This window comes from Mycolicibacterium sphagni (genome assembly GCF_002250655.1).
Taxonomy (GTDB): Bacteria; Actinomycetota; Actinomycetes; order Mycobacteriales; family Mycobacteriaceae; genus Mycobacterium; species Mycobacterium sphagni.
The window spans coordinates 1-16,476 of the sequence record NZ_NOZR01000048.1 but is presented as its reverse complement, the minus strand read 5'-3'; the positions used below and the strand labels follow the sequence as shown (position 1 = coordinate 16,476).

Sequence of the window (16,476 nt, the reverse complement as noted above, 5' to 3'; positions counted from 1 at the left end):
CCGTCGCGCCACCCCCGGCTCCCCCGCCAACCGCGCCGCCTCAACCTAAGCGTAAAAAGCATTGGGGCCGAAGGATTTTCGTCACGCTGATCGTCGTCGTCCTGCTGGCGGTCGGCGGGCTCGTCGGCGGGGCGGTGTGGATCGACACCTCACTGCACCGCGTCGCGGTCTTCGACTACGCCGACCGGCCGGCCACAGGCGCGGGCACCACCTGGCTGCTCGTCGGCTCCGACAGCAGGGCCGGACTGACCCCGGAGCAGCAGGCCGACCTGGCCACCGGCGGAGATCTCGGCAACGGCCGGACCGACACCATCCTGGTCGTCCATATCCCTGCGCTGGGTTCCAGCGCCCCGACCACGATGGTCTCGATCCCCCGCGACTCCTACGTGGCCATCCCCGGCCACGGCCAGGACAAAATCAACGCCGCGTTCGCCGAGGGCGGCGCGCCGCTGCTGGCCCAGACCGTGGAGGAGGCGACGGGTCTGCACCTCGACCACTACGCAGAGGTGGGATTCGACGGCTTCGCGGTGCTGGTCGACGCGCTCGGCGGTGTCCACTTGTGCCCGGCCGATCCGATGGACGACCCGCTGGCCGGAATCAACCTGCCTGCGGGCTGCCAGACCCTCGACGGGCGCAACGCACTCGGCTACGTCCGCAGCCGGGCGACCCCGCGCGCCGACCTGGACCGGATGGTCCACCAGCGCGAGTTCATGGCCGCGGTGATGCACCGAGCCAGCAGTCCCGTGGTGTGGCTCAATCCGTGGCACTGGTACTCGGTGCCGCACGCGGCGGTGGGGTCACTGACCGTCGACAACGGCGACCACGTGTGGGATCTCGCGCTGCTGGGCTGGGCACTGCACGGCTCGACCACTGCGATCACCGTGCCGATCGGCGAGTTCACCGAAAACGACTCCGGGTCGGTGGTGGTCTGGGACTCCGACGCGGCCGATCAGCTGTTCAAGGCGCTGCGAACCGATTCGGCGATCCCGCAGCAGGTGCTCAACGCACAGCCCTAGTCGCCGGGAGCCACCAGCGGGTTCTGCAGCCAGGCCTTCGTCCGTCCGGGATGGTTGGTGGCGATCCAGCCGACCCCCAGATCGCGGCAGTAGCCGACGTCCTCGTAATGGTCGACGGTCCAGCAGTACATGGCACGCCCCTGGGCGGCGGCCCGGTCGACGAGCTCAGGATGCTCTCGCAGCGTTGCGATCGAGGGGCCGACGGCCGTCGCCCCGACCGTCGTGGCGGCACTCCCGCCCAGATAGCGCGACGTCTCGCCCAGCAGCACCGTCGGCAACAGCGGCGCCGCGCGCCTGATCCGCCACACCGCCGCGGCCGAGAACGACATCACCACCGCGCGAGACAGGTCCGCCGACGCCGGTGCCGCGATGCCGTAGCGATGCAACAGGGCCAGCACCTTGCTCTCCACCAGGCCCCCGTAGCGCACCGGGTGCTTGGTCTCGATGAACATCTTCACCGGGCGGTTCCAGTCCAACACCAGACGGACCAGGTCATCGAGGGTCAGCAAGCCCGTATCCCCGGCCGTGGCATCGGAGCTCGAGCTGCTGTGCCAGGCACCCCAGTCCAGCCGCTTGAGCTCGGCCAGCGTCATCTCGCTGACCAGGCCGGTGCCGGTCGACGTGCGGTCCACCCGCCGGTCGTGCACACACACCAGATGGCCGTCACGGGTCAACCGGACGTCGCACTCGACACCGTCAGCGCCTTCGGCGAGCGCCAGCTCGTAGGCGGCCAACGTGTGTTCCGGACGCTCGGCCGAAGCGCCGCGGTGGGCGACCACGAAGGGGTGCCCGCCGTCCAGTCCGCCGGCCGATTGCATAGGCCTATGCTGCCGGTTCCTGTTGCCCCGGCTCAACCGCTGGCGCAGATTCGGTCTCGGCGGGACGCTGCTGGGGCTGCTCTTGGCCGACCACCACCCATCGGTGCAGTGGCCGTTCGACGGGCTTGCGCACGAAGGCGTCGAACACCTGCCACAGCATCACCAGCACGGCGGCACCCAGCAGGTAAGCGACGATCACCCACACAGTGTTGTCGGCGATCCCCTGCGGCTTGTTGGTGAAGCTGGTGGCGATCGCGAAGATCGACACGGCGGTCGACACGACCCAGGCCACCCACCACGCGGTGATCGGTCCGCGAAGCCGGGCTTGCGTCTGCTCGGCGTGGGCGAGTTCGAGGACGTAGACCGGCGCCCAGACGAGGTTGACGACCGGTATCAGGCATCCGGCCCACAGCGCCCAAGCCGGCCGCGGGTCGTCTTGCCCGAGGTGCTCATAAACCGCCGCCCGGCGTGCGATCAACCACGACGTCGTGACAACGGCGGTCAGGATCACCGCCACGATCGCGGCCAGGCTGATCAACACGCCGAGCCACAGCGCCGCGCCGGCGACCAACGGGGGCAGCAGCGACGTGCGATTGATCAGCAACAGCGCGTAGCGAACGATGTGGATGGCCGCGGCGAGGCCGAAGACGGTCGCCGCTGACAGCAGCGCCGCGCGGACGGTGACGGGCGCGATCCCCTTCTTGGCGGCGCCGTCGTCGCCAGGCGCCGGTGGCGCAACGTGATCGGCGAGGCCCCATCGCGGGATATAGCTGTAACGCGGCGTCGGCCCGAGGCGGCGACGACCGGGGCGCGGCGGCGGCGGCGGACCAGGCCGGACCGCGATCCAGCGGAAGCCCGAGGCTAGGCGGGGTGCACCACCCTGAGGTCCCGGCTGCCGAGGGGGCTGGTGGCCGGCGGCTGCCGGGCTCCAGCGCGGATCCGGCGGGCCGGTCGGTGCCATCAGGGCGCCATTGCACCGGGGGCACCAGGCGCGCTGGCGGTCGCGCACATTCCACCGCGTCCCGCACTGGGAGCACACCTGAATCACGCCGACCAGCCTAGCGAGCGCAACCACGGTCGGTGATAGTTGCGCTGGGGCTCGACTTAGCACGGGTTGTGGCACGCAGTGCATCTTCGGCGATCCGGGACGTGCAGCAATGACTTGGCTATCCACAGTTTCCACAGGTTTATCCACAGGTGTCGAAGCCGGTGAATGGGCATTGAGCGCACTATCTCGCCACGGAGACAGGCAGTGTCTGTGGATAACCCGACGGCTCGGGAGTGCCCTGATCAACAAGCTGATGAGGCGCGAGCGAAATCGGTTGGCTCACTAACTGCCGGAGGGGCCGTCGCGACGCGCCGAACGACACGCCGACTCGTCGGAACCCAACTGTGATCTTCAATACCCCGTTCCCGGACCACTCAAACAAAGTTTTCGACAGTTCTGACAACGGCAATGGTCCGATTTTCCTCGCGGTACATGAGGGGTTATGATCGCGCTCACAAGTAGTTCTGTGACTAACTTCACTGGGGGCGGTAGTTGAACACGCAGGTCAGGGAGGTGTGATGGCATTCCAGTCATTCCGAGCGCAGTCCGCGTCGCAGCCGTCGCACTGGCATGTCTCCTCGGCGACCTGTAACCGCTCCTACATGCTGGCCGCCCTGCGTGCCGGCGTCATCGCACTGGTCTTGCTGGGCATTCTCGCCCTGATCGTCTTGTTCTGATCTGGACCGGCCGCCACGCCCGTACGCGAATCCCAGTGCGGTTAGCACTCGTGTCGTCTTGCGTGCCACCCGCTACGTACCGCATCCTGAATCGAACCGACCCGCTGTCGTGTCGCACTGACATACCGAGTGTCGCGGAGGCGAGATGGAAACTGGTTCCGGGCGTGCGGTCGAAGTCGCTCCCTTTCATTCTCGTGGGGCCCTCAAGGGCTTCGTCGTCTCAGGCCGCTGGCCGAACTCGACGAAGGAGTGGGCCCAGCTTCTGATGGTCGCGGTGCGTGTCGCCTCGCTGCCCGGATTGCTTTCCACCACAACCATATTCGGCGTCCGAGAGGAACTGCCCGACAAACCGCAGCCCGGCACTGTCGGCCTCGTTCTTGCCGAGGGCACCGTGGTGGGCGAGTCCGCAGTCCCACCAGGGCATTTCGCTGACAGACAACCGCCTGCGCTGCTGATGCTGCACCCACCGTCGGAGACCATGCCCTCACTGCCGGAGTGCTCTGGAGCAGCGTCGGGTTGCGTTCTGCTACCAGGCATTCCGCATCTGGGCCTGGAACACCGGGCCGCCTGGGTCGAGGCGGAATCCGACGGCACCATCACCAGCATGGTGAGCCGAGTCGGCGTCGACCCCATCAGCCATCCCGACACCGCAATCCTGGCGATGCTCCTGGCCGCCTAGCCAGAATTGAGGGTGCCCGAACTTTCTTGGTTGGTATCCCAAATTTATTGCTGCGGTTAGGTTTTCGATCCGCACGAGTTGCGAGCACCCCAGAGTTGCACGTAGGGTTGCCACAGCGAAGGGGAGTAGCCCCCAATCGGATAATCGACATACTGGCCCAGCGGATTCCGCCGGGCCCGGTTGTTCGGCCGGCGTTCAGTGCCGGTGGGCGAGACCTTCGGCCGTAACCGTTAGTGGTTGCCGGCCGGAGGCATCTGTACCGCCCCCGACGACAGCCACCCAACTGAGGAGTACTGGGTGCTCGCCGCGATCTTCCTGAGCCTGGTCGTCATCTTCGTCGCCGAGCTGGGCGACAAGTCCCAGCTCATGGCGATGACTTTCGCTCTGCGCCACCGCTGGTGGGTTGTGCTCGGCGGTATCACCGTCGCGACGGCGGCGGTGCACCTGATCTCCGTGGGCGTCGGCCACTACCTCGGCGCCGCGCTGCCGACCCACCTGCTCGGCATCCTCGCCGGTGTGGCCTACATCTTGTTCGGGCTATGGACGCTACGTGGAGACACGCTCTCGGAGGACGAGGCCACCCGCGCTCAGCGGACGACCGTGCCGGCGTTCTTCGCCGTGACCTCGGCGTTCCTCCTGGCCGAGCTCGGCGACAAGACCATGCTCGCGACCATCACACTGGCCACTGACCACGACTGGGTCGGGGTGTGGATCGGATCGACGATCGGCATGGTGGCCGCCGACGCGCTGGCCATCCTCGTCGGCGCGTTGGCCGGCAAGCACCTGCCGGAGCGGTTCATCCAGCTGGCCGCGTCCGCCCTATTCCTGGTCTTCGGAGTCTCCATGCTCGTCGAGGGGGCCTTCCCGGCCGTACCCGGCATCGTCATCGCCGGCGTCTCCGTCGCGGCCGCCCTGCTGGCTGTGGCGGCTGCGCGCGCGCTGCCGCTTCGCCTGCGCCCGGCTGTGCTGCGCCCCGCCGCGCCGCCGGTGTCCGAGGACGCACCGCAATCGGTCAGCTGCCCCCAGGGCGACTCGGCCCGATCGCCGGAGCCACCAACCAGGTCTGCATAAGGGCACTTACAGCAAAGTGGATTTCTGCGATTGGGTTCCGCGCGCTCGGTTGCTCAGGCTACTCTCAGGTTCTTGCATGAGCGATTATCGAACGGCCGCTGTGCCAAGAAGCCTTTCACCTTGCGTTTCTTTGCCTCACCGCGCGCTCTGACCGACTCCCGACCTCGAAATTTGTCGGTACGAATGTTTGCCCGTGACCGAAAAATGTCCGCATGCGTCAATTATCGGGTAGTTTGCACTTGGTTGTCGGCGGATGTGTCGCTACGATAATCAGCAAATAAGCCAACGGAAACGCCCGCTCTTCTCGCATGTGGAGGTCAACAAGATGAGCACCACGTTCTCGGCGCGACTGAATCGCCTGTTCGACACGGTGTATCCGCCCGGCCGGGGTCCTCATACCTCCGCGGAAGTGATCGCCGCGCTGAAGTCTGAAGGCATCACGATGTCGGCCCCGTACCTGTCCCAGCTGCGTTCAGGCAACCGGACCAACCCGTCGTCCACCACCATGACTGCGCTTGCCAACTTCTTCCGGATCAAGCCGCAGTACTTCACCGACGACGAGTACTACGAGAAGCTCGACAAGGAACTCTCCTGGCTCGCCAACATGCGCGACGAAGGTGTGCGCCGCATTGCCGCGCGGACCGTCGGCCTCTCGCCGGAAGCCCAGCAGGACATCGTGTCCAAGGTCGATGAGCTGCGCCGCAGGGAACACCTCGACGATTAGCCCGTCGCTCCCGTCACAGCAGTCGCGGCAACGTTAGATTCCGTTCAGCGCGCGCGGGCTGCGTTGTCGAGCTCGCGGTACTGGCGTGCGATCTCAAGGATCCACTCCCGATCCGAGTAGCTCTCGGGTTGCCCCAGCCAGCCCATCCCCGGGAACTCCCCCTGCCCGGCCGGTCGCGCAACCCGCGGTGTCCGTCGGCCGGCGTGGATCCATTTCGCGATCGCCATCGCCTGCACGTCTGGGCCGACCTCCCTCCGCTCGAGATCGGCCAACACCTCCACCCCCGCGCCGTCGGACCTGCCCGTGCGCAGGTGCTCAGCCATAGTGGCCTCGAGATAAAGGGCGTCAGAGATCAGCGAGAGTCGTTCGGCCACCCGGAATACCAATGGGCCGCGCGGACGCTCGCCGATCCCGACATCGGGCTGACGCCGCTCCAATTCGGTCAACAGCGGGTCAATGAGGCGCAACTCACGTCGCCCCCCGAACCAATCCTCGATGGCCGGCAACAGCGACCCGGCCGCGACGATCGCCATCGCTGCGCCCAGGAGTGTCGCCGCGGCGCCCACCCCCACCAACTGCGAGGTTCCCACAGCCCGGATCAGGAAGAACGCGATGGCCGCCACGAGCAGCGCGATGCCAAGGGTGAACACGAACAGGGCTCGACCGCGACGGCTCCGGTTGGAGTGGCGCATGCCGGCCCACAACACCAACGTGAGGACCAGCATCACGTAGAGCAGCGGGAGCAGCCACGGCAGCGAGGTGTTGGTTGAGCCGAGATTGCGCCGCAGATACTCCTCGGGGGACATCTCCGGCTGCTCTCCGGACAAAAAGAACAGCACCAGGGTGCCGATGCCGATCACCGCGGCCACCGCGTACTGGGCCGCCGCAACCCGGCGAACGACGGCCGGGCTGCGGGTCGACGCGACGCTGGTGATCATCACGCAACTGCCCGCAGCGCAGCAGATCAGCGCCACCTGGCTCAGTCCAATCGAGATGTTCGACCAGCGCAGCGCGCTGTCGATCAGGAGCGTCAGCGGCGGCCAGTTCAAAGCGGCGACCACCGCCAGGCTCCCCAGCGCGACGATCATCGCGGAGCTGACCACCGACTGCTTGTTGACCAACGCCCACCCGATGCGCAGGCCGGTGGCCAACCCCAGCAGACCGGCGATCAACCAGACGATCAACCAAACGCCTCTCCGAGGCGAACTTGCACGATCGATGAGCGGTCGGAGGGCGACCGGCCGAGCCGATACAACAACAGTGCCGCGAAATCCTCGGCTTCCTGCTCGACGTCTTCTCCCCCGGGTCCCATGCATCCGGTGCGCTGGTTGAGCATGTAGCCGATGAGGTCGTCGCTGGCCAGCTCGGCGACGTCGCGGGCGGCTTCGGTGACCGGGATGCCGTAGTGGCCGAGCACGAGGTGGCCCAGCTCGTGGGCCAGGGTGCGGTCCCAGGTCGGCAGGCCGTTCTGGATCAGGAAGACGTCGTGATCGGCGTACTGGCGCCACTGGCCGCAGACTCCGGCCGGCAGATCAGCCATAGTGACTTCGATGGGCCGGTCGCGATCCTCGCTGACCGCGGCAACCAGCCGGGTCAGCGAGATTTCACCGTGCCGGGGTGCGAGGTCTAAGACGTCGTTCACCGCGGTGGTGACCCGGCGACTGGCCGACATCTTTTCCCCCTTCCCCGTCGGCGACTGGGTTACGACGCGCGGTCTTCGTCACTGCATGAAGCGGGTCGTCCCCGCGGTCCGCACGACATGGCCAGCTTTTGCTTGGCGGTATCCGAAAACGCCCCCAAGAGCGGTGAGGCCGAGGAGTCCGGCGAAACCCGGTAGGGCCACCGCCGCGATCTCGCCCATCTTGGCCTCCTGCAGGTATCTGGGATAGCCAACCCTAGTCGACGGCGGTGCTTCTGTACCGGCTCCTGCGGACGTGGCCGGCGGCCGTTCCCTGGTCGTGGTCGATTCTTGGCGGGGGCCGCTGCGCGGACCGGGTTCAGAGCCCGGGCCAAGGGGGCGCATCGGAGGCCCGAACGCGGGCGGCAGTCCGATCAGGGGCGGCATCGTGATGGGCGACGGCTGGAGGGTCGCGGGCGCGATCGTGCCGCCCGCGGCGCTGACCGCCGGGGGCTCACCGGGCTCCCCCGGCTGAACAGGGAGAACCGTCTGCGGGACTCCCGTGACGCCGCCGCTGCCGCCGCCACCGCCGACTTCCGGAGCCGGTGGCCGGCCGGCGATACTCAGGCGCGGCGGAGCGGCGATCCCGACGCCGTCACCAATGGCCGCCCGCGGCCAATGGAGCGGCGGAAGTGGGGGTAGCACGATCGGCGGGAGGTGTGGGAACGGCAGGCACGGCCAGCCGGACTGCGGCTGCCCGGGATGCGGCCAGTCGTGATCCCCGGGATGCCAGTGGCCGCCTGGAAAGTCGCCGATGTGCCCCGGGTGCCGGTGTGTATCACCGACGACAGCACTATCGGGCTTGCGCAGGCCGCCGAGACGATGGCCGCCGGGCCGGCCGGAGCGGCTGGAATCGTTGCTCTCCGAGCCGCTATCGGCGCCTCGCCCGCCGTGATTGTCACCGCCGGTGCCAGGGTCGGCGGCCGCCGGCGCGGCCGAGAGCATGCTCGCACCGCCGCAGAGCAAACCGCACGCGATCACCCAGCTAATCGCTGCGGCCTTCATCGGCGAGCGGTTCACGACGTTCCTCGAGTTGGCGGCACGCACAGGGGCCGCGTCGGACGGTTCGCAGATCATTGTGGCATAGCCGCAGGTCGTGATAGTGCGCCTTGGGCCGGGCGATAGGGTTAGCTGACCGGTCGCGAGTGCACCTCGCCGATCGCCGACGACCTACCCGGGAGGCATCAGGAATGGGCCTGTTCAAGCGCAAAAGCCGTGCGACCCGTCGCGCGGAGGCTCGGGCGATCAAGGCCCGCGCCAAGCTCGATGCCAAGCTTTCGGCCAAGAACGAGGTCCGCCGCATCAAGTCCGCCGAGCGCTCCGAGAACAAGGCCCTCAAGGCACAGCTGAAGGTCGCGCGCGACGCCGACCGCGCAGCGGTCAAGGTCGCCGAAGCGCAACTTAAGGCAGCCCGCGAGGGCAAACTTCTGTCCCCCACCCGGATACGGCGTGCGCTGACGGTGTCGCGGCTGCTGGCTCCGGTCGTGGTGCCGGTCGCGTACCGCGCTGCCATCGCCGCGCGGGGTTTGATCGATGAGCGGCGGGCCGATCGACTCGGCGTGCCGTTGAGTCAGCTCGGCCAGTTCTCCGGACAGGGCGGACAGCTGTCGGCGCGTATCGCCGGAGCAGAGAACTCTCTGCGGCTGGTGGCCGAGAAGAAGCCCAAAGACGCTGAGACCAAACAATTCGTGGCCGCGATCACCGAGCGGCTGAACGCGCTGTCGGCAGCGGTCGCGGCCGCCGAGAACATGCCGGGACCTCGGCGGCGGGACGCGCACGTGGCGATCGCCGGACAGCTCGACGGTGTCGACGCCGATCTCATGGCGCGCCTCGGCGTCGTTTGATGGCCGGCCGCCTGGGGATGCCACGCGCGCGCACGACCGTCGCGCTCACTGCCACCCTCATCCTCGGTTCGTGGTTAACCGCGGCGACCGCCGGTGCCCACGTTCACGTCGACGCCGACCACCCAGTACGAGGCGACTACGCACTGGTCACTTTCCAGGTGCCCAACGAGTCCGAAAAAGGCTCTCCCACAACCAAGGTCACTATCTCACTGCCCAACGTCGCGTCGGCTAGCACCGATGTCATGGCGGGCTGGACCGCCGTCCTCGACCGCGACGCCGGCACCGGCACCGGCACCGGCACGTATCGATCCGTCACCTTCACCGCGGCGCCGAACGCGGGCATCGGGGCGGGCCAGTTCGAGTTGTTCCCGATCTCGATCAAGTTGCCGGACAGCGATTCCGCGACGTTCCCGGTGGATCAGACTTACGCCGACGGCACCGTCGTGCACTGGAATCAGCCGCCGCTGCCCAACGGCGAGGAACCCGACTATCCGGCCCCGGTGCTGGAGTTGACGCCCGGACCGCCGGCACCCAAGGAGCGGCACGCGGCGCCTGCCGCCCCCGGACCCACCGATGCCCCCTCGGTCAGTGCGGCGCCGGCCTCGGGTGAGCACGCCGAGCCCACGGCCGGTCCGGACAACACGGCCCGCGCGCTGGCAGGCGCCGCACTGCTGGTGGCCGCGATCGGTGTCGGTGTCGCGGTGGCCCGCCGCCGGACATGACCGCGATCCGGCGCGTCCTGGCCGTCGCGCTGTTGATCGCCGGCATGGCCATGGCCGGGACGTCGACGGCCTGGGCGCACGCCGTTCGGGTGGCCGCCGACCCGGCCCCCGGCACATCGGCCGCCACGTCGCCGTCGCGAGTGAGCGCCACCTTCAACGAACAACTGCACCCCGATTTCGCCGCGATGACTGTCGTCGGACCCGACGGGAATCTCTGGTCGGACGGCACCCCCCAGGTACAAGGCGCCGTGGTCAGCGTCGGGGTGCATCCGCTCGGTCCGGCTGGTACCTACACGGTGAACTACCGGGTCACCTCGGCCGACGGCCACGTCGTCTCCGGCTCGTGGTCGTTCACCCTGACCGTGGCGGGCAACGGCACCGCTGGCCGGTCGGCCTCGGCGTCTGGACAGCCGCCCGACCGCGGTCTGCCGGTCTGGCCCTTCGTCGTCGGTGCCGTGTTGGTGGTCGGCGCCGGCGTCGGGTGGTCGCGGCTGCGCCGCACCTAGCAGGACGAGATCGCCGATTCCCACCTGGCATGATGGGTGCCACTGCCGGCTTTCGCGACTAGATATGGCAAAGGAGCAGCCAGATGGCAGAAGCGCAGGACCAGCCCGACGACGGTCAGGCCGCCACACCGCCGGGGCCGCCGCCCCCCGAGAAGGCCGTCACCAAAAGGGCGCCGGCCAAAAAGACTCCGGCTAAGAAGGCCGCGAAGAAGGCCCCTCCCAAGGCCGCCGACCCCGCCGCTGCCAAGAAGGCTCCGCCGAGAAAGGCACCGGCCAAGAAGGTCGCGCCAATCACACCTGAGCCGCCGCTGGCCGAGGGTGCCCGGGCCGTCGCCGCCAACGCCAAGTCCTCCGTCGAGCAGGCCGCCAACCCAGTGTCGCCGCCGGTCCCGGTCCCCACCGCGCAATCCGGGCGCTCCCCGCTACCCTTCGCGGTCGCCTTCGCCGTGACCGTGCTGATCACCCTGCTGGTGCGCCGCGCGCGGCACCGGCACGCGGAGTGAGCATGGCCGTCACCTTCCGCGCCACTGCCGATCTCGTCGACGACATCGGGCCCGACGTCCGCAGCTGTGACGTCCAGTTCCGCCAGTTCGGCGGCCGCACCGAATTCGCCGGACCGATCAGCACGGTCCGCTGCTTTCAGGACAACGCACTGTTGAAATCGGTGTTGTCCGAGCCGGGCGACGGCCGGGTCCTCGTGATCGACGGCGAGGCCTCCGTGCACACAGCACTGGTCGGTGACCTGATCGCCGAGCTGGGCCGCTCCAACGGCTGGGCGGGGCTCATCGTGTACGGCGCGGTGCGCGACGCGTCGACGCTGCGCACCATCGACATCGGCATCAAGGGCCTGGGTACCAATCCCCGCAAGAGCACCAAGACCGGCGCAGGTGAGCGCGACGTCGCGGTCAGCTTCGGCGGCGTGACCTTCGTTCCCGGTGAGGTGGCCTACAGCGACGACGACGGGATAGTGATCACCTCGGCTGGCTAAACACCAACCGGGACAAGGTGTTTGGAGAAACGCAGCGCTTCGTCGTCTACCTTGCCGCGCCGGATCAGCCGCAGATCCAGCAGGTAGTTTTGCTTGAGCCGCCACGGCGCCCGCGAGCCCGCCTTGGGCAGCCGGTCCAGCGCCCGCAACACATAGCCGGGCGTGAAGTCCATCAGCGGGCGTTCCTCGATGTCCGGCGCAGGAAGGGCGGGTTCGACCCGGTCATATCCGCTGGCGTCCATGTGATTGAGGACGCGGCAGACGAATTCGGATACCAGGTCGGCCTTGAGCGTCCACGATGCGTTGGTGTAGCCGATGGTGAACGCCATGTTCGGCACGCCGGAGAGCATCATGCCCTTATAGGCCATCGTGGTGGTCAGATCGAGCGGCTGGCCGTCCCTGCTGAGCTCGGCGCCGCCGAACAGTTGCAGGTTCAAACCTGTTGCGGTGACGATGATGTCAGCTTCCAGCTGCTGTCCGGAGGTGAGCTTGATGCCGGTCGCGGTGAAGCGCTCGATGGTGTCGGTGACGACGTCGGCCTGACCCTTGCGGATGGTGCGGAACAGATCGCCGTTGGGCGCCAGGCACAGTCGTTCGTCCCACACGCGGTAGCTCGGGCCGAAGTGCTTGTTCACGTCATATCCGTCGGGCAGCCGGCGCTGCGCCATCGTCATCAGCTGCTTGCGCATGAAGTTCGGGAACCGACGGGCCAGTTGGTACTGGGCCGACTGGAACAGGATGCTCTTCCAGCGGTTGGCAACGTAGGCGGGTTTGGCGGGCAGCAGTTTGTTCATCCGCACAGCGAACGGGTCGACGTCGGGCAGTGCCCCGATGTAGGTCGGTGAGCGCTGCAGCATCGTGACGTGACCAACACCCGAATTGGCAAGGGCGGGAATCAGAGTCACCGCGGTCGCGCCGCTGCCGATGACCACGACCCGCTTACCGGAGTAGTCCAGATCCTCGGGCCAGTGCTGGGGATGCACGATCGTGCCGGTGAAGTCTTCAGCGCCGGGGAATTCCGGTGAGTAGCCCTGGTCGTAGTTGTAGTAGCCGCTGCAGGCGAACAGGAAAGAGCAGATGATGTCCTTCTGCTCACCGCCGGACTCGATCCGCACCGTCCAGTGGTTGTCGGCGCTGGACCACTCGGCACTCACGACGCGCTGCCCGTACCGGATGTGCTTGTCGATGCCGGACTCCCGCACCGTCTCGTCGAGGTAGGACATGATCGACGGGCCGTCGGCGATCGCCTTCTGCGACGTCCAGGGCTTGAACCTAAAGCCCAGGGTGAACATGTCGGAGTCCGATCGGATGCCGGGGTACTTGAACAGGTCCCAGGTGCCGCCCAGGTGCTCACGACGCTCCAAGATGACGAAGCTCTTCGACGGGCAGCGGTCCTGCAGATGCCAGGCGGCACTGATCCCGGAAATGCCCGCTCCCACGATCACGACATCGACGTGTTCAGTCATGCCGGCCACGCTATCAACACCGTGTTGAATAGGTCAACACTATGTCGAAAAATTCAACACACTGTAAAGTCGACCCCGTGCCAGCTGCCAGTTCCACTCGTGTTCGCGGGCGTCGCGCCACCCGCCCCTCCGGTGACGATCGCGAAGCGGCCATCCTGCGCACGCTCGAAGACATGCTCGAGCAGCGGCCCTTCGCCGAGATTTCGGTGGACGACCTCGCCAAGGGCGCCGGCCTGTCCCGCCCGACGTTCTACTTCTACTTCGCGTCGAAAGACGCGGTGCTCGTGCGGTTGTTCGCTCGGGCGATCACGGCGTCGGCTGCCGAACAACGGCAACCGCCCGGCACCGTGACCGAGCATCCCCAGCAAGCCTGGCACGACGGCATTTTCGCGTTCTTCGATTCGCTGCGGCCTCATCGCGCCGTCGTGCTCGCCGGAGTGGCCGCCATGGCGACCAACGCCGAACTGCGGCAGATGTGGTCGACGTACATGACGGGCTGGATCGACTACACGGCCGCGCTGATCACGACCGAGCGAGTCCGCGGCGCAGCGCCCGAAACCATCCCCGCACACGACCTGGCGACGGCGCTGAACCTGATGAACGAACGTGTGCTGCTGGCCGCACAGGGCAGCCAGCGGCCGACGCTGCCGGAGCAGGCCGCCACGGAGGCGCTCGCCCATATCTGGATCGCCAGCATCTACGGCGGGACAACGGCATCGGTTTGATTCCGGCTTCGCATATTGGGCTGCGCGCGGACCGGGTGGCCCTAGTCTTGCGGCATGCCGGAGCCACACCCAACGAGGGGTGCCACCGTTGCCAAGCTCGCGTTGTATTGCGTACTGGCCGGTGTCTTGGTGGCGGCCATGCTCTTTCCACTCGCCGGCGGCGCAGGCATCGTCGTCAACCACGCCTCCGATGTGGCAGCGCAGGATTCGGCTGAGTTGATGACGGGCGAGGTGCCCACCGTCTCCACGATGGTGGACGCCGCCGGGAACCCGATCGCCTGGATCTACGCGCAGCGGCGGTGGCCGGTGCCCAGCGACCGGATCGCCGACACGATGAAGTTGGCAATCGTGTCGATCGAGGACAAGCGCTTCGCCGACCACAATGGCGTCGACGTCCAGGGCACCCTGACCGGTCTCGTGGGCTACCTCAGGGGTGATCTCGACACCAGAGGCGGGTCGACGATCGAGCAGCAGTACATCAAGAACTACAACTTGTTGGTCAACGCCCAGACCGATGCCGAGCGACGGGCAGCGGTCGAGACGACGCCGGCGCGCAAGCTGCGCGAGATCCGGATGGCGCTGGCGCTGGACAAAGCGATCTCCAAACCCGAGATCCTCGCCCGCTACCTGAACCTGGTCTATTTCGGCAACGGCGCCTATGGGGTACAGGACGCCGCCAAGACCTACTTCGGCATCAATGCCGCCGACCTCAACTGGCAGCAGGCCGCATTGCTCGCGGGCATCGTTCAGTCGACCAATGCGCTCAACCCCTACACCAACCCCGAGGCCGCGCTGGCTCGCCGCAACGTCGTGCTCGACACGATGATCGACAACCTGCCGGACAAAGCCGACGAGCTGCGTACCGCCCGCCAGCAGCCGCTGGGCGTCCTGCCGCAGCCGAACAGCCTGCCGCAGGGCTGCATCGCCGCCGGCGACCGCGGGTTCTTCTGCGATTACGTGCTGCAGTATCTGGCCCGCGCGGGGCTGTCCAAGGACGACGTGGCACGCAACGGCTATCTGATCCGGACAACGCTCGATCCGAAGGTCCAGAACAGCGTGAAGAAGGCGATCGACGCCGTCGCCAGCCCGACGCTGGACGGGGTAGCCAGCGTGATGAGCGTCATCCAGCCCGGCAAGACCAGCCACAAGGTCATCGCGATGGGCGACAACCGCAGTTACGGGCTCCAGCTCGAAGCCGGCCAGACGGTCCAGCCTCAGCCGTTCTCGCTGGCCGGCGACGGCGCTGGTTCGATCTTCAAGATCTTCACCACCGCGGCTGCTCTGGACATGGGCATGGGCATCAACGCCCAGCTCGAGGTCCCGGCACAGTTTCAGGGCAAAGGCTTAGGCAGCAGCAACACCCCCGGGTGCCCCAAGGAGACCTGGTGTGTGAAGAACGCCGGCAACTACCGCAGCCCAATGAGCGTGACGGACGCGCTCGCGCAGTCGCCCAACACCGCATTCGCCCGGTTGATCGGGCAGATCGGCGTGCAACGCGCGGTGGACATGGCGGTGAAGCTGGGACTGCGGTCCTACGCCGAGCCGGGCACGGCGCGGGCCTATCAGCCGGATAGCAACGAGAGCCTGGCCGATTTCGTCAAACGGCAGAACCTGGGCTCGTTCACGCTGGGGCCGTTCGAGTTGAATGCGCTCGAATTGTCCAATGTCGCAGCCACTCTCGCCTCGGGTGGCACGTGGTGCCCGCCCAGCCCGGTGGACAAGATCTTCGACCGGCATGGGCGTGAGGTCTCCGTCGAGACGCAGACCTGCGAGCAGGTGGTGCCCGAGGGCCTGGCCAACACGCTGGCCAATGCCCTGTCCAAGGACGCCACCGGAGGCACGGCGGCGGCCTCGGCTGGATCGGCCGGCTGGACCCTGCCGGTGTCGGGCAAGACCGGCACCACCGAATCACACCGCTCGTCAGGCTTTCTCGGCTTCACCAATCACTACGCCGCGGCGAACTATATCTTTGACGACTCGACCAACCCCGGCGGCTTGTGCTCCTGGCCGCTGCGTAAATGCGGGTACGGCAACCTCTACGGCGGCAACGAGCCGGCCCGAACCTGGTTCATGGCGATGAAACCGGTCGCCACCGACTTCGGCCCGATCGCGCTGCCGCCCACCGACAAGCGCTACGTCGATGGCGGCCCGGGCAGCACGGTGCCCAGCATCACCGGACTGAACTTCGACGCCGCACGGAAACGACTGCGCGACGCGGGTTTCCAGGTCGCCGATCTGCCCACCCCGGTCAACAGTTTCTCCTCGCGCGGGGCGGTCGTGGGCACCACCCCGACGGGCAAGACGATTCCAGGTTCGATCATCACGATCAACACCAGCAATGGGATCGCGCCCGCTCCGCCGCCGGACGCCCTGCCACCGCCGCCTCCCCCACCGCCAGACGCACCGCCACCCGACGTCAACGTCATCAACATTCCCGGCCCGCCGAGCGGATCATCAATACCTGGTCGGCGGACGACCTGGTCGACTGGGCCGCCCGCTAGGCCCCGTGGGCAG

The 16,476-nt window shown here is 67.4% G+C and carries 18 protein-coding genes; 12 read left to right on the top strand and 6 right to left on the bottom strand.

What is annotated here, in order from left to right:
• Window positions 1-1,016, top strand: a 1,016-nt coding sequence (locus CG716_RS29085) for an LCP family protein (RefSeq protein ID WP_234818091.1), incomplete at its 5' end; no start/stop codon positions are given.
• On the opposite strand, the gene CG716_RS29080 is transcribed toward CG716_RS29085, so the two are convergent.
• Entirely contained in the window at window positions 1,013-1,834 is an 822-nt protein-coding gene (locus tag CG716_RS29080; protein ID WP_094484613.1) for a glycerophosphodiester phosphodiesterase, read from the bottom strand. The two genes, CG716_RS29085 and CG716_RS29080, sit on opposite strands and share 4 nt — an antisense overlap.
• A 4-nt stretch (window positions 1,835-1,838) precedes the next feature.
• Complete coding sequence (locus CG716_RS29075; protein ID WP_165774351.1) at window positions 1,839-2,882, bottom strand: DUF4328 domain-containing protein; 1,044 nt, start codon at window positions 2,880-2,882, stop codon at window positions 1,839-1,841.
• Between the two features lie 518 nt (window positions 2,883-3,400).
• Between CG716_RS29075 and CG716_RS30430 the strand changes: the two genes are divergently transcribed.
• From CG716_RS30430 to CG716_RS29060, 4 genes are all read left to right on the top strand, one after another.
• Entirely contained in the window at window positions 3,401-3,559 is a 159-nt protein-coding gene (locus CG716_RS30430) for a hypothetical protein (RefSeq protein ID WP_165774350.1), read from the top strand.
• Between the two features lie 145 nt (window positions 3,560-3,704).
• Entirely contained in the window at window positions 3,705-4,238 is a 534-nt protein-coding gene (locus CG716_RS29070) for a peptidase (RefSeq protein ID WP_094484612.1), read from the top strand.
• Between the two features lie 297 nt (window positions 4,239-4,535).
• On the top strand, window positions 4,536-5,309 hold the full coding sequence (locus tag CG716_RS29065; RefSeq protein WP_094484617.1) for a TMEM165/GDT1 family protein: 774 nt from the start codon (window positions 4,536-4,538) through the stop codon (window positions 5,307-5,309).
• Window positions 5,310-5,634: 325 nt separating this feature from the next.
• Window positions 5,635-6,033: a transcriptional regulator gene (locus CG716_RS29060; protein ID WP_094484616.1), complete on the top strand. Its 399-nt coding sequence runs from the start codon at window positions 5,635-5,637 to the stop codon at window positions 6,031-6,033.
• 44 nt (window positions 6,034-6,077) lie between these two features.
• Here the strand turns inward: CG716_RS29060 and CG716_RS29055 are convergent, their stop codons facing one another.
• Genes CG716_RS29055 through CG716_RS29045 form a run of 3 tightly spaced genes read right to left on the bottom strand, consistent with a single transcriptional unit; the run spans window position 6,078 to window position 8,731 of the window.
• Window positions 6,078-7,217 (bottom strand): hypothetical protein, encoded by a 1,140-nt coding sequence (locus CG716_RS29055; RefSeq protein WP_094484611.1) that lies wholly within the window; start codon window positions 7,215-7,217, stop codon window positions 6,078-6,080.
• Window positions 7,214-7,705, bottom strand: a complete 492-nt coding sequence (locus CG716_RS29050; RefSeq protein ID WP_094484610.1) for an ImmA/IrrE family metallo-endopeptidase — start codon at window positions 7,703-7,705, stop codon at window positions 7,214-7,216. Before CG716_RS29050 ends, CG716_RS29055 begins: the two co-directional genes overlap by 4 nt.
• A gap of 48 nt (window positions 7,706-7,753) precedes the next feature.
• On the bottom strand, window positions 7,754-8,731 hold the full coding sequence (locus CG716_RS29045; RefSeq protein WP_133067045.1) for a hypothetical protein: 978 nt from the start codon (window positions 8,729-8,731) through the stop codon (window positions 7,754-7,756).
• 170 nt (window positions 8,732-8,901) lie between these two features.
• On the opposite strand from CG716_RS29045, the gene CG716_RS29035 reads away from it, so the two are divergent.
• The 5 genes from CG716_RS29035 to rraA all read left to right on the top strand — a co-directional run bounded on the left by CG716_RS29035 (window position 8,902) and on the right by rraA (window position 11,771).
• Window positions 8,902-9,555, top strand: coding sequence for a DUF6474 family protein (locus CG716_RS29035; RefSeq protein WP_094484607.1), 654 nt, complete (start codon window positions 8,902-8,904; stop codon window positions 9,553-9,555).
• Window positions 9,555-10,277, top strand: a complete 723-nt coding sequence (locus tag CG716_RS29030) for a YcnI family copper-binding membrane protein (RefSeq protein ID WP_094484606.1) — start codon at window positions 9,555-9,557, stop codon at window positions 10,275-10,277. The genes CG716_RS29035 and CG716_RS29030 overlap by 1 nt, the downstream gene beginning before the upstream one ends.
• Complete coding sequence (locus CG716_RS29025) at window positions 10,274-10,783, top strand: copper resistance CopC family protein (protein ID WP_094484605.1); 510 nt, start codon at window positions 10,274-10,276, stop codon at window positions 10,781-10,783. The genes CG716_RS29030 and CG716_RS29025 overlap by 4 nt, the downstream gene beginning before the upstream one ends.
• An 83-nt stretch (window positions 10,784-10,866) precedes the next feature.
• Window positions 10,867-11,286, top strand: coding sequence for a hypothetical protein (locus CG716_RS29020; protein WP_094484604.1), 420 nt, complete (start codon window positions 10,867-10,869; stop codon window positions 11,284-11,286).
• Window positions 11,287-11,288: 2 nt separating this feature from the next.
• A complete protein-coding gene (rraA, locus tag CG716_RS29015) occupies window positions 11,289-11,771 on the top strand; it encodes a ribonuclease E activity regulator RraA (protein WP_094484603.1) in 483 nt (160 codons plus the stop codon).
• Here the strand turns inward: rraA and CG716_RS29010 are convergent.
• Complete coding sequence (locus CG716_RS29010; protein WP_094484615.1) at window positions 11,768-13,237, bottom strand: flavin-containing monooxygenase; 1,470 nt, start codon at window positions 13,235-13,237, stop codon at window positions 11,768-11,770. The two genes, rraA and CG716_RS29010, sit on opposite strands and share 4 nt — an antisense overlap.
• A gap of 41 nt (window positions 13,238-13,278) precedes the next feature.
• Between CG716_RS29010 and CG716_RS29005 the strand changes: the two genes are divergently transcribed.
• Both CG716_RS29005 and CG716_RS29000 read left to right on the top strand, forming a co-directional pair.
• Window positions 13,279-13,962 carry a TetR/AcrR family transcriptional regulator gene (locus CG716_RS29005; RefSeq protein ID WP_094484602.1) on the top strand — a complete coding sequence of 228 codons (684 nt, stop codon included), beginning with the start codon at window positions 13,279-13,281 and terminating at the stop codon, window positions 13,960-13,962.
• Window positions 13,963-14,016: 54 nt separating this feature from the next.
• Window positions 14,017-16,476 (top strand): penicillin-binding protein (locus CG716_RS29000; protein WP_234818090.1); only part of this gene is annotated, 2,460 nt, incomplete at its 3' end.

What these genes read in the sequence shown, in the direction of transcription:
- CG716_RS29080 (WP_094484613.1), bottom strand. Translation starts at nt 1,834, where the DNA reads ATGCAATCGGCCGGCGGACTGGACGGCGGGCACCCCTTCGTGGTCGCC.
- CG716_RS30430 (WP_165774350.1), top strand. Translation starts at nt 3,401, where the DNA reads ATGGCATTCCAGTCATTCCGAGCGCAGTCCGCGTCGCAGCCGTCGCAC.
- CG716_RS29070 (WP_094484612.1), top strand. Translation starts at nt 3,705, where the DNA reads ATGGAAACTGGTTCCGGGCGTGCGGTCGAAGTCGCTCCCTTTCATTCT.
- CG716_RS29060 (WP_094484616.1), top strand. Translation starts at nt 5,635, where the DNA reads ATGAGCACCACGTTCTCGGCGCGACTGAATCGCCTGTTCGACACGGTG.
- CG716_RS29050 (WP_094484610.1), bottom strand. Translation starts at nt 7,705, where the DNA reads ATGTCGGCCAGTCGCCGGGTCACCACCGCGGTGAACGACGTCTTAGAC.
- CG716_RS29035 (WP_094484607.1), top strand. Translation starts at nt 8,902, where the DNA reads ATGGGCCTGTTCAAGCGCAAAAGCCGTGCGACCCGTCGCGCGGAGGCT.
- CG716_RS29030 (WP_094484606.1), top strand. Translation starts at nt 9,555, where the DNA reads ATGGCCGGCCGCCTGGGGATGCCACGCGCGCGCACGACCGTCGCGCTC.
- CG716_RS29025 (WP_094484605.1), top strand. Translation starts at nt 10,274, where the DNA reads ATGACCGCGATCCGGCGCGTCCTGGCCGTCGCGCTGTTGATCGCCGGC.
- CG716_RS29020 (WP_094484604.1), top strand. Translation starts at nt 10,867, where the DNA reads ATGGCAGAAGCGCAGGACCAGCCCGACGACGGTCAGGCCGCCACACCG.
- rraA (WP_094484603.1), top strand. Translation starts at nt 11,289, where the DNA reads ATGGCCGTCACCTTCCGCGCCACTGCCGATCTCGTCGACGACATCGGG.
- CG716_RS29010 (WP_094484615.1), bottom strand. Translation starts at nt 13,237, where the DNA reads ATGACTGAACACGTCGATGTCGTGATCGTGGGAGCGGGCATTTCCGGG.
- CG716_RS29005 (WP_094484602.1), top strand. Translation starts at nt 13,279, where the DNA reads ATGTCGAAAAATTCAACACACTGTAAAGTCGACCCCGTGCCAGCTGCC.